A 12,068-nucleotide genomic window follows, 5' to 3' on the forward strand; every position below is an offset into this window, starting at 1 on the left:
GATAATGAATAATGCAACAATTGACTGCGGGTGCAAATTTGGTACTGGCACAACCTCAGTGTCAGATTAAAATCAAAACTGCATTACCTGCACATATTGATTTAGATGTAAGTGCATATTTACTCAATGCCCAAAACAAAGTTCGTGGTGATGCGGACATGATTTTTTATGGACAGAAACACACTCTAAACCGTAGTGTTGAGTTAATTGAGGCAAATGGTAAAACGCCTTATTTGGCGCAATTCAATTTAAATACCCAATTGCTGGATCTGGAACGGAATAAGATCGCTTTGTGTGCCACCATTGATGGACAGAGTGCAATCAATGCGATTCAGAATATTGAGGTTGAGTTATGGCAAAATGGACAGTTAAGTGCTACGGCTATAGTCAATAGTGCTGAAAAGACTGAAAAAGCCCTCATTTTGGCAGAAGTATATCGTTATAAGGATCAATGGAAATTCCGCTTTGTCAATCAAGGCTTTAATGGTGGACTAAAACCATTGTCTGAATATTTTGGTATAGAAATTAGTGATGAGCAACCTATTCCAAATATAGAGATTGCACCTATTCAACCTAAGCCGTTAAATTTATCCAAAATTAGTTTGGACAAGGCTGGGCAGACACATCGTATTGATTTAACGAAAAAAGAAGCACAATTATTAACGGTTGAAGCCACATGGGTGGATAATGGTGATGACTGTGACAATAATGACGACTTGGATTTAAGGGTTGGTTTACTGATTTATGGTGAAAAAGAAATGCAATATATTTTTGCACCGCATCAGCAAGGATCATTAGATCATTTTCCATATATTCGACATTTGGGCGATGTCACATCGGCAACGATAAATCAGCCTGCTACTGAGCGAGTTGAAGTTAATATTGATATTGCCAAGAAAATAGGGCGTAAAGTGGGATTGGTATTTTCAGTATATTCTGCAATCTCAAATGGTGTGGTTTCTATTGCCTCATTACAACCTAGAATGAAGATGCAATATGGGGAACAAGTGGTGGAATGTATCTTCAATCCATCCGTTTCACCAGCCGCTAAAAGTCGATTTATTTACACCTATGTGATTGGTCTTGCAATCATTGATGAAACTGGTGTGACGTTACAATATTCTGGTATGACCTCAAGCCGTTTTAGTGAAAGCACACCACGTTTAATATGGAAAGATCATCAACTTAGTGTTAAGGTCGATGGTGAGCCATTTTTCAAATAATTTTTGTTTAACTTGAATAATTAATATTTACTTTGAGTTGAAACACTAATGTCAATCTAACAAAAAGGAGTCATCCAAACATGGCAATTAGCTTAAATAAAGGGGGAAATCTTTCCCTAAGTAAAACAGATCCAACTTTAGTTCGTATTTTAATTGGTTTGGGGTGGGACGAACGTGCAACTGATGGCGCATCTTTTGACTTGGATGCCAGTGCGTTTTTATTAACCGCCTCAGGCAAGGTGCGTGGCGACCATGATTTTATTTTCTACAACCAGTTAAAATCACAGGATGGCTCGGTTGAGCATACGGGTGACAACCGTTCAGGTCAGGGCGATGGTGATGATGAGTCTTTAGTGGTGGATTTATCTAAGGTTTCACCTGAAATTGAAAAGGTTGCCGTTACGGTCACCATTCATGATGCCCAAAGTCGTGGACAGAATTTTGGACAAATTGCCAACGCTTTTATCCGTGTCGTCAATCAGGATTCAGGTATAGAAATTGTGCGTTTTGATTTAGCAGAGGATTATTCAACCGAAACCGCCATGGTATTTGGTGAGGTCTATCGTCATAATGGCGAATGGAAATTTAGAGCAGTCGGTCAGGGCTATGCGGGCGGACTTGCTGCAATGTGTCAACAATATGGTATTCAAGTTGGCTAAAACCGATCTCTCAAAACAGACAAGATGTATGTTTTGAGATTTTTTTGAAAGGGTAACAATGAAACATTTTCGTTTCTCAATTATTTTTACCGTGATCTGTCTGGCATTATCTGCATGGTGGGGCTTCAGTCATGGACCAGAGGCAGGCGTGCAGGCAATGCTTCGTGTATTGCTGATCACTGCAATTCTGGCGGTGATGGAAGTGTCGCTATCTTTTGATAATGCCGTGGTCAACGCATCAATATTGCGTCACTGGGACGAATTCTGGAAAAAAATCTTTTTAACTGTCGGGATTCTAATTGCCGTTTTTGGTATGCGCCTGATTTTCCCAATTGTCATTGTAGCTGTAACTGCAGATATGGGAATGGTTGAAGTTGTCAGGATGGCACTCAACGATCCAGTTCAGTATTCTGAAAAGTTATTGGCACATCACGCGGAAATTGCTGCCTTTGGGGGCATGTTCCTACTTTTGGTTTTCCTTAACTTCCTGTTTGATGATGGTAAGGACACGCATTGGTTTCATTGGCTGGAATCACGTTTAGCAAATTTAGCGAATGTTCCTGCCATGTCAGTTTTCGTTGCAATGATCGCCCTTCTCATTATGGTGGGTTTTGTTGCGCCAGAGACGAAATTGGTGGTGGCGATTGCAGGCATCTGGGGTATTGTGGTTTATGTGGGTGTTCAGGCACTGGGTCATTTACTTGAAAGCAGCCAGTCAGAAGATGAAGAAAGCGAAGCTTCAGAAAGCGTTACCAAAGGTGCATCAAGCACAATTGTGAAAGCAGGTATTGGGGGTTTCCTTTATCTGGAAGTGCTGGATGCATCATTCAGTTTTGATGGTGTGATTGGTGCTTTTGCAATTACAACTGATGTTGTTGTGATTATGCTTGGTCTTGCGATTGGTGCAATGTTTGTACGTTCCATGACCATTTATCTGGTGGAAAAAGGCACATTGGAAGCATTTATTTATCTGGAGCATGGTGCAATGTATGCAATTGGAATGCTGGCAGCAATTATGCTATACACAGGTACAGGTGGGCATGTGCCAGAAGTGGTAACAGGCCTGATTGGGGTGGCGTTCATTATATGGGCGATTTTCTCATCAATCGCCTATGAAAAACGACAATCACAATCTTGATAAAATCCAGGGATATAACAAAACTGTTATATCCATAAAATATAATTTAGCAATGAGATAAGGAGAATAACTCATGGCAATTAGCTTAACCAAAGGTGGCAATGTTAGCTTGACCAAAGAAGCGCCGGGAATCACTAAAACAACAGTCGGTTTAGGCTGGAACCCTCGTGTGACAGATGGTCAGGCTTTTGACCTTGATGCGATTGCATTCCTTGTTGGAGAAAACGGTAAAGTACGTGCAGACAATGACTTTATTTTCTTCAATAATTTGACTTCATCTGATGGTTCAGTCAAACACAATGGTGACAACCGCACAGGTGAAGGTGCTGGCGATGATGAAACTTTAAGCGTTGATTTAAGCAAAGTTCCTGCTGATGTGAGCAAAGTGATTTTTGCAGTGACGATTTATGATGGTCAGACACGCAACCAAAACTTTGGTCAGGTTGGTAATGCTTATATCCGTGTGATCAATGACGCAGGCGGTAGCGAAATTGCACGTTATGACTTATCGGAAGACAGCAGCACAGAAACGGCAATGATCTTTGGTGAGCTGTATAAAAATGGCAGCGAATGGAAATTCCGTGCTATTGGTCAAGGCTTTGCAGGCGGTTTAGGGCCTTTGGCAGCCTCTTATGGTGTAGCGGTTTAAGTAAGCAAACAAGCTTGGGAAAAATAGTGTTTAGGCACTATTTTTCTTCACTTGAAGAAATAATGATAAAATAGGCTATTAAAAGAAATGTTGAATTTAATTCGTGGACAAAAAATAAAATTAAATGATGTTTTACAGGGGCAAAACGCTTTTTATATCCAGATTCAATATCAAGCCAATTTTACCCTCGACTTGGCGAGCTTTGGACTGGATGCACAATATAAATTAAGTGATGAACGTTATATGACGTTTTATAATCAGCCTAAAACACCATGCCAAGCCGTTCAGTTACTCGATAATCAGCCACAACAGAGTCGTTTCTTGGTCAATCTTGATCAGTTACCAAACACAATCCAATATCTCGTTTTAACTGCTGCGATTGATGGTCAGGCAGTGATGTCACAGTTGCAACATGCCACGATTCAAATTTTAAATTTACAATTACAGCCGATTGCTGAATTGAAATTAGAGGGGCAGCTCTTTGCTCAGGAACGAGCCACGATGTTGGTTGAAATTTATCGTAAAGATAATATTTGGCGTTTGGCTGCCATTGGGCAAGGATTCAATGCAGGTTTGGCGGCATTGATTCAACATTTTGGTGGTGAAGTTGCAGAGGAATCAGCTCCAGCGCCAATATCACAAACACAAGCTTCCCTAAATGTGACACCTGTAGCATCAAGACTTGATTTAAAGAAAAAACTTTCGCTGGAAAAAGCCGAAAAAACAGGTAATGCCTCAATTGTTGACCTGACCAAAAAATCCTTGGTTCAATTAGAAAAGAAAAATTTATTGGGTGTGACAGCACGAGTGGCGTTGGTACTCGATGCATCAGGTTCGATGGATGGACAATATCGCCGTGGTGATGTACAAAAAGTGGTGAATCGTTTAATGCCACTGGCAATTCATTTTGATGATGATGGCAGTTTTGAATGTTGGGCATTTGCACAAAAAACCACACAACTGGATGATGTCACCCTAAATAATGTTAATGACTTTATCAACACCACCCAGCGTGGCTGGAAAAACTGGCAGGTCGGTGCCCGTTATAATGAGGAAATTCCTGCCATTGAGGCCGTCATTGACTATTATCAAAGATTTAAGGATAAAACTCCGACTTATGTATTATTTATTTCTGATGGTGGCGTGGGAAATCGCAGACAAATGCAAAAAGTACTGACCAAAGCCGCAGAATTGCCTATATTTTGGCAGTTTGTGGGAGTGGATGGGCGTGACTACGGAGCTTTGGAAAAACTGGATGAAATGTCTGGACGTATTGTGGACAACTGCAATTTCTTTAGTCTGGATCGAATTGAAAGTGTTTCTGACGAGCGTTTATATGAATTGTTATTGGAAGAATTTCCCGATTGGCTCAAAGTAGCTCAGCAAAAAAATATTGTTCAGAACTGAAGGAATAGAGAAATGGCACAATTTAGTCTGGTTGGTTCACCTGAACCATTTTTACATGTATCTATGCGCCGTGGCGATAAAATTTACTGTGAAAGTAATGCGATGGTCATGATGGAAGCTCCTTTAGAGCTGAAAGGACGTTTACAAGGTGGCTTAATGCAGTCATTGTTGCGCCGTTTTGCCAATGAAGAATCTTTATTTCAACAACATATCGAAGCTGTACGTGGTGATGGGGATTGTTTACTTTCTGCTGCACTGGATGGAGATATGCAGATTTTAGATGTAGGTGCAACCCAGTACATTTTAAGTGATGGGGCATTTGTCGCAGCACATGATTCCGTGGAAATCAAGGCACGTTTAAACAGCAGTATTGGCGGCGCCTTTTTCGGAAACACGGGTGGATTTCTTGTCATGGAAACCAGCGGACACGGGCAGGTGGTGGTTGCGGGTTGCGGTACATTGTTTGAACTGGAAGTGGAACCAAATAAAGAGGTTGTGATTGATAATGGACATGTGGTGTGTTGGGACTCACGCTTAAATTATAACTTATCTGTTTCAACCTCACAAAGTAGTGGTCTGTTGGGAAACCTGATGAATAGCGTCATGAGTGGCGAGGGAATGGTGTTACGTTTTTCAGGTAAGGGAAAAGTCATTATCTGTTCACGTAATCGTCAGAACTTTCTGGCATGGTTACAAAGCAAGCTAGGCCCATCACGTTCAGGTCAGTAATTTTTTATAATGAATGATAAATCATTGAAAACGTTTATTTCACAAAGAGGAGAAAACAATGGCGATTAATCTGGAAAAAGGTCAGAAAATTAATCTTGAAAAAGCGGATGGAAGCAGCTTACAACAAATTTTTCTGGGTGTAGGCTGGGATGTTGCCAAAAGCAAGGGTTTATTTGGCTTTGGTGGTGGCAGTGGAGATATTGATTTAGATGCGTCCGTCATTCTGTTTGATGAAAATAAACAGGTTGTAGATGTGGTTTATTTTGGGCAGTTACGCAGTAAGGATGGCAGTATCGTACACTCAGGTGATAACCTGACTGGTGCAGGCGATGGTGATGATGAACTGATTCGTGTGAATTTGAATCAAGTGCCAAGCCATGTCAAGTCATTGGCCTTTACTGTCAGTAGCTTCCGTGGACAGACTTTTGAAAAAGTTGAAAATGCGTTCTGCCGTCTGGTTGATCAAAACAGTAATCAGGTGATCGCGAGTTATAAACTGTCTTCGCAAGGTGCACATACTGGCCTGATTATTGCCAAAATTTACCGCCATAATGGCGCCTGGAAAATGCATGCGATTGGTGAAAATGTGCATGGTCGTACTTTCCAGGATATTGTTCCGCATGTGTTACCGTATGTTTAATAATTAAGCAGCCCACTTTTCCGAGTCATAATCTGGAAAAGTGGGTTTGATTTAATCCATGAGCATATAGGCGTGTAACACTTCACGCATATATTGTGGAATTGCTCTACTTTTTCTGGTTTGTCGATCTACAAACACATGCACAAAATGCCCTTGAGCTGCTGCTTGTGTTTGATCTTGCTTAAAAATTGCCAGCTCATAACGCAGTGAGGAGTTACCAATCTTTCCAATGGCGACACCCACCTCAACCATTTCAGGAAAGGAGAGTTCCTGTAAGAAACTACAGGCTGAATCTACCACCAAACCAATGATCTCACTGTTGTGAATGTTAAATCCCGTTTTTTGGATCAGTAATGAATTGGCTGCGGTATCAAAGTAACTGTAGTAGGTTACATTGTTGATATGCCCGTAAATATCATTGTCTGCCCATCGGGTCTGAATTGGTAAAAAGAACTTAAACTGTTCGCGTGTTTTTAAAGTGGGTTTACTCATGCATAAATCGCCTGATAAATCTGTAAAGCATCTTGTTCGGTCATTTCTCTTGGATTGTTCTGCAACAGTCGGGTTTGCAGCATGGCATCCTTTGCCAATTGCGGCAATTTTGCCTCGGCAATATCCAGTTCCTTGAGTTCCAGGGTAAGACCACTTTGATCCAGATGGTTTTGCATGTGGTCAATAAATAAATCACATAGTCCATCGATACAGCCTGTACTACGAGGGTCCAGCCATTGCATCAGTTCAGCATAATATTGTTTGGCTTTTGGTGCATTGAATTTTAGAACTTCAACCAAAACCAGTGCATTGCTATGTCCATGTGATAGATGGAAATGTCCACCCAGTGGATAGGCTAGTGCATGAACCGCACCGACAGGTGCATTGGCAAAAGCCTGACCTGCCAGCATTGAACCTACCAGCATATTTTGGCGAGCTTCTAAATCAGCCCCATTTTTCAATACTTTAGTTAAATTATGATTTAATAATTTCAGTGCATTTTGGGCTAACATATCTGCATAGAAGTTTTTTTTAACATTTGAAGTATAGGCTTCAATTGCATGTACCATCGCGTCAATACCTGTTGCAGCCGTGATATGCGCAGGTAAGCCTTGTGTAAAAGTTGCATCTAAAATGGCCACATCGGCATATAAAATTGGTGCTACCACACCCATTTTAGTGGTTGCACCTGTTGTAACAATTGAGATTGGTGTGACTTCTGAACCTGTTCCCGCTGTTGTTGGAATAAGAATGAGTGGCAAACGAGGGGATGTGGCTTGGTTTACACCATAGATTTCACTCAGTTTTTGCTGTTGTTTAGGGTGTGCGAGCAAGGCAATGATTTTAGCCACGTCCATGGAACTACCACCACCAAAACCGATGATCACATCAATTTGCTCTTGTGTCGCAAAATCAACAGCTTCTAAAACAATATGTTCAGGTGGGTCGGCCTGAATATCAGAATAAATGATAGTCTCAAGACCTATCTGATCCAGAATGTCTAGAATGGGTAAATGAAGCTGCTGCTTAATCATGCCAGCATCAGTGACCAGAAGCGCTTTTCGATAATCATGTTGTGACAAGATGGTTCTAAGTTCCTGTATTGAACCTAAACCTGCAATAATGTTGGGAACGGTCTGGAACTGAAACTGGTTCATACGTACATCCTTATTTCTATCTTTTGACAAATCATCGTCCATACCTGACCTATGTCGCAATCATAGACAAAATGCCAACAAATTCTAATAAATACAACATTTTTATATAAGGCAACTATAGGTTTCACTGCCCAAATAAATTACCATAAGATGTTCTAAAAAGTGTAGTTTTGAGGTGATTATGCCATCCCCAATACCGTACAAGGTATTATGTGTCTGTTTAGGAAATATATGCCGTTCACCCACAGCGGAAGCAATTCTCAGACATTATTGTGATGCGCATGGTTTAAATGTATCTGTCGATTCGGCGGGTACGAGCAATTACCACCCAAACAAGGCACCTGATGCGCGAAGCCAGAAACATGCGCTACAGCGTGGCTATGATTTATCGGGCTTACGTGCCAGACAAATTCGTCTTGAGGATTTTATTGAGTTTGATCTGATTCTGGCGATGGACCATGAGAATTTTGAAGATATTCAGTCCCTCATGTCGAAAGCGGTACGCCAGTTTGGTGCGGAACAGATTCGCGCCAAAATCGCATTGATGAGTGAGCATGATCCTCATTTTAACCAGCAGGCAGTGCCTGATCCTTACTATGGTGGATCGGATGGATTTGATCGAGTACTTGATCAATGTGAATCTAGCAGCCAAGCATGGGTTAACGTTTTTAAAAAGCAAATGAAAGTAGGGTAATAGGATTTAATTTAATATGCAGGTACAAGCACAAGTTCAGCTTAAAAACTTAAATACATTAAATTTGAGTGCTATTGCTTCGCATTATGTTCAAATCAATCATCCTGATGATGTGATCGAGGCATTAAACTTTGCTGAGCAACACAATTTGAATGCTTTGATTTTATCTGGTGGAAGTAATGTGTTATTACCCCAACAGATTCAAGCTTTGGTGTTGCATTTAAATATACAAGGGATAAATGTTCTCGCTGAAGATGAAAATACCATCACAGTTAAAGTGGGTGCTGGGCAAGTATGGCATGACTTTGTGTTGTACAGCACTCAACAACAATGGTTTGGTTTGCAAAACCTCGCACTCATTCCCGGCTTAGTGGGTGCATCACCTGTGCAGAATATTGGTGCCTATGGTGTTGAAGTTGGTGAGTTTATCGATTCTGTTCAAGTCTATGATCGTCAACTAAAAGTATTTGATTCTATTTCAGGTTCGGACTGTCACTTTGCTTATCGCCATAGTATTTTCAAAGACTATCCAAACCGCTACATCATCGTCAGTGTTACTTTCAAACTATTAAAAAAAGCTGATTTGAAGTTGAGTTATGGTGATCTTAAACAAGCTGTTGGAGAGGAATTCACAGCTGAAAATTTACAAAATCAGGTGATTCATATTCGTCAAAGTAAATTGCCTGATCCAAAAGAATTTCCAAATGTTGGAAGCTTTTTTAAGAATCCAATCTTGACTGAAGCTGAATTTGGCAAAATTGCTCAACATTTTCCAAATATTCCCCATTATCCTCAAACACATAGCAATGTTAAAGTTGCAGCGGGTTGGTTGATTGATCAAGCAGGTTGGAAAGGTAAACAACTTGGTTCTGTTGGAATGTTTGATAAACAGGCATTGGTGTTAGTGAATTATGCAGATGCGACATTAGCTGATGTTAAAAATACCTATCAAACTGTACAAAGTGATGTAAAACAGAAATTTAATATTCAATTAGAACCTGAACCAGTGCTGTATAGTGAGCAAGGCTTAATCGAAGCGCATCATGTATAAGGAATTTTATGGGTAAAGTACATTGGATGATTGGCTTAGTACGAATCATAACTATATTTTTCGTGCTATTAGGCTGCTATGTACTTTTTTTATATTCGCCATTTTATTCGCAATTGGTTGTAAAGGGGCTAAACCGATTTGTACCTGTTGATGTGAATGAAGTTGCTGCACAAAGTCAGAAACCAGCTGCATTAAGCGAGCATGAAACTTTGGAGCCGGGGTCTAATTTGTGGATTGCGCGCCAAGCTTATCTCAAGTTAATGGAAAAAACATTTCGGTCTGAAAAACCTGAAGATTTAAGATTAATTCAAGCACGTTATAAATTATTACAACAACTGATTACCGAAGAGCAAGAACGTGAAAATGTAGAAGAAAACCAGCAGACCAATATTCCATTAATGGCGGAGAAATCAGAACAGGAACAAGAGAGTTCTGCTGTAGCAGCAAGTACGCCAATGGATTTTTTACAGTGGAATACGCCTGATAATCAGGCTTTAATGGGAAAATATATTGCTTTTTTAGAAACATATCCTGTTGAGTTACCTGTTTATTCAGATGAAAAAGACGAGACAAATAAAGATTTAGTTGATCTGAAGAAGAACAAGGATGGAATGAACGAGTCGCAAGGATTGTCTCAGCCATATGCAATTGTTGTTTTAGGCGGTGGCTTGACACTTGGTGCAAATGGTAAAGATATTGTTGTAAATAACTATACACGTCTTCGTTTGGAAAAAACTTTGCAAGTCGAAAAGCAATATCCTCTTCCTATTGTTTTAAGTGGTGTTGAAGCACCTTATATGCAAGCTTGGCTTAAAGAACGAGGTATAGAAGCGAAGCTTCTAGAAAATAGAAGTATGAATACCTGTGAAAACTCCAGATTTAGTTCATTATTACTGCAAAAGAAAGGTGGCGCACCGACAGTCATTCTCATCACAGATGAATATCATATGCCACGAACAAGACGTTTATTTGCACTCAATGGAATTGAAACTGTTCCTGTGATCGCACCGATGCCAACACCATTGACAGACTGGCGACCAAGTGAACAAAACTATGATCACAGTCGTCGTGCTAACTATGAATTGCTAGCAACGATTCGTGATACGCTTTTTGGCTCAAGTCATTGTCGAGAGATACCATAATATGTCCAATATTCCATTTTTAAATCCGACAATACTTAAACAATTGGATTTACCTATCCCTAATAGAGAAACAACGCCTCAGCTTTTAGAGCCGCTTGATTTATCAAAAATAATAGAACCTTCAAAAGCACTACAAGCCTATAGAAAGCTTTATGGTTTAGATTTACTTGAATGCGAACACTGGCAAGGCTATGTTGAAATGCCATTATTTCGTTTACATGTACAAGTATTTCAACCTCAACGCGAAAAGATTTTAGGTACGGTATGCTTATTACATGGATACTTAGAACATAGTGGTATTTATCAACCCATTATAAAAGAAATTCTTGATCAAGGATTCAGTGTTATTACATACGATTTGCCCGGTCATGGATTAAGTAATGGTTCACCAGCAAGTATTCAGAATTTTGACCATTACCAGCAAGTATTGCATGCAGTTTATGATGTTGTTCGTAGTGCTAAACAACTACCAAAACCATGGTTAGGAATAGGGCAAAGTACTGGTGGTGCGATTTGGATGCATCATTTACTTGAATTTGCAGAGCGTAGAGAGGATCCGATCGTTAATCGAGTGTTGCTCTTATCGCCATTGATTCGACCCGCAAAAACAGCTTGGTGGCATAATTCTGTTGGCTTAGGAATTATTCGTCGTATAAAGAGCCAAGTACCACGACATTTCCGTCGTAATAATCATAATCCTGAGTTTTTAAGATTTATTCGCCTAACTGATCCGTTACAGCCTCGAATGATGGGTATGGATTGGATTTTAGCAATGTCCAAATGGATGTTAGAAATGGAACATCGACCTGCATGTCGTATTCCCGTATGGCTTGCTCAAGGTGCACTCGATCAAACGGTAGATTGGCGTTATAACATTGAATATATTCGCCGAAAATTTAGATTACAGACCTTGTTGATGTTGGAAGAGGGTTCACATCAATTGATTAATGAGCGTGCAGATATTCGAGCTGCTTTGACTGGATTGATTCCTGCATTTTTACATGCAAAACCAAATCACCACTATTACTAGTGGTGATTTTTTATAATCTACTGGCAATGAGCTTGTGCAGGGCTAGCCATAGGCAGG

At 40.2% G+C, this 12,068-nt stretch carries 13 protein-coding genes; 11 read left to right on the top strand and 2 right to left on the bottom strand.

What is annotated here, in order from left to right; genetic code table 11:
* Positions 1 to 11 precede the first annotated feature (11 nt).
* The 7 genes from HYG88_RS15390 (at position 12) to HYG88_RS11425 (ending at position 6,445) form a co-directional block, all read left to right on the top strand.
* Positions 12 to 1,223, top strand: coding sequence for a TerD family protein (locus tag HYG88_RS15390; RefSeq protein WP_005160462.1), 1,212 nt, complete (start codon positions 12 to 14; stop codon positions 1,221 to 1,223).
* 80 nt (positions 1,224 to 1,303) lie between these two features.
* Positions 1,304 to 1,882: a TerD family protein gene (locus HYG88_RS11400; RefSeq protein ID WP_005160461.1), complete on the top strand. Its 579-nt coding sequence runs from the start codon at positions 1,304 to 1,306 to the stop codon at positions 1,880 to 1,882.
* Between the two features lie 58 nt (positions 1,883 to 1,940).
* Positions 1,941 to 3,020: a DUF475 domain-containing protein gene (locus HYG88_RS11405; protein ID WP_005160459.1), complete on the top strand. Its 1,080-nt coding sequence runs from the start codon at positions 1,941 to 1,943 to the stop codon at positions 3,018 to 3,020.
* A gap of 73 nt (positions 3,021 to 3,093) precedes the next feature.
* Complete coding sequence (locus HYG88_RS11410; RefSeq protein ID WP_004682404.1) at positions 3,094 to 3,669, top strand: TerD family protein; 576 nt, start codon at positions 3,094 to 3,096, stop codon at positions 3,667 to 3,669.
* A gap of 87 nt (positions 3,670 to 3,756) precedes the next feature.
* Positions 3,757 to 5,076 (top strand): VWA domain-containing protein, encoded by a 1,320-nt coding sequence (locus HYG88_RS11415; protein ID WP_005160455.1) that lies wholly within the window; start codon positions 3,757 to 3,759, stop codon positions 5,074 to 5,076.
* Between the two features lie 12 nt (positions 5,077 to 5,088).
* Complete coding sequence (locus HYG88_RS11420; protein WP_004682400.1) at positions 5,089 to 5,805, top strand: TIGR00266 family protein; 717 nt, start codon at positions 5,089 to 5,091, stop codon at positions 5,803 to 5,805.
* 58 nt (positions 5,806 to 5,863) lie between these two features.
* Positions 5,864 to 6,445, top strand: coding sequence for a TerD family protein (locus HYG88_RS11425; RefSeq protein WP_005160453.1), 582 nt, complete (start codon positions 5,864 to 5,866; stop codon positions 6,443 to 6,445).
* A gap of 51 nt (positions 6,446 to 6,496) precedes the next feature.
* Here HYG88_RS11425 and HYG88_RS11430 read toward each other — a convergent pair whose 3' ends face one another.
* Both HYG88_RS11430 and HYG88_RS11435 read right to left on the bottom strand, forming a co-directional pair.
* Entirely contained in the window at positions 6,497 to 6,937 is a 441-nt protein-coding gene (locus HYG88_RS11430) for a thioesterase family protein (protein ID WP_004682398.1), read from the bottom strand.
* A complete protein-coding gene (locus HYG88_RS11435) occupies positions 6,934 to 8,094 on the bottom strand; it encodes an iron-containing alcohol dehydrogenase (protein ID WP_034602699.1) in 1,161 nt (386 codons plus the stop codon). Before HYG88_RS11435 ends, HYG88_RS11430 begins: the two co-directional genes overlap by 4 nt.
* Positions 8,095 to 8,275: 181 nt before the next feature.
* On the opposite strand from HYG88_RS11435, the gene HYG88_RS11440 reads away from it, so the two are divergent.
* From HYG88_RS11440 to HYG88_RS11455, 4 genes are read left to right on the top strand one after another with little or no spacing between them, the layout of a single operon-like run.
* Positions 8,276 to 8,788: a low molecular weight protein-tyrosine-phosphatase gene (locus tag HYG88_RS11440; RefSeq protein ID WP_005160449.1), complete on the top strand. Its 513-nt coding sequence runs from the start codon at positions 8,276 to 8,278 to the stop codon at positions 8,786 to 8,788.
* A gap of 16 nt (positions 8,789 to 8,804) precedes the next feature.
* On the top strand, positions 8,805 to 9,839 hold the full coding sequence (murB, locus tag HYG88_RS11445) for a UDP-N-acetylmuramate dehydrogenase (RefSeq protein ID WP_005160447.1): 1,035 nt from the start codon (positions 8,805 to 8,807) through the stop codon (positions 9,837 to 9,839).
* 8 nt (positions 9,840 to 9,847) lie between these two features.
* Entirely contained in the window at positions 9,848 to 10,981 is a 1,134-nt protein-coding gene (locus HYG88_RS11450; RefSeq protein ID WP_178883128.1) for a YdcF family protein, read from the top strand.
* A gap of 1 nt (position 10,982) precedes the next feature.
* Positions 10,983 to 12,011: an alpha/beta hydrolase gene (locus HYG88_RS11455; protein ID WP_005160442.1), complete on the top strand. Its 1,029-nt coding sequence runs from the start codon at positions 10,983 to 10,985 to the stop codon at positions 12,009 to 12,011.
* Positions 12,012 to 12,068: the final 57 nt, after the last annotated feature.

The sequence above is a fragment of the Acinetobacter sp. SwsAc4 genome (assembly GCF_013391535.1).
GTDB lineage: Bacteria > Pseudomonadota > Gammaproteobacteria > Pseudomonadales > Moraxellaceae > Acinetobacter.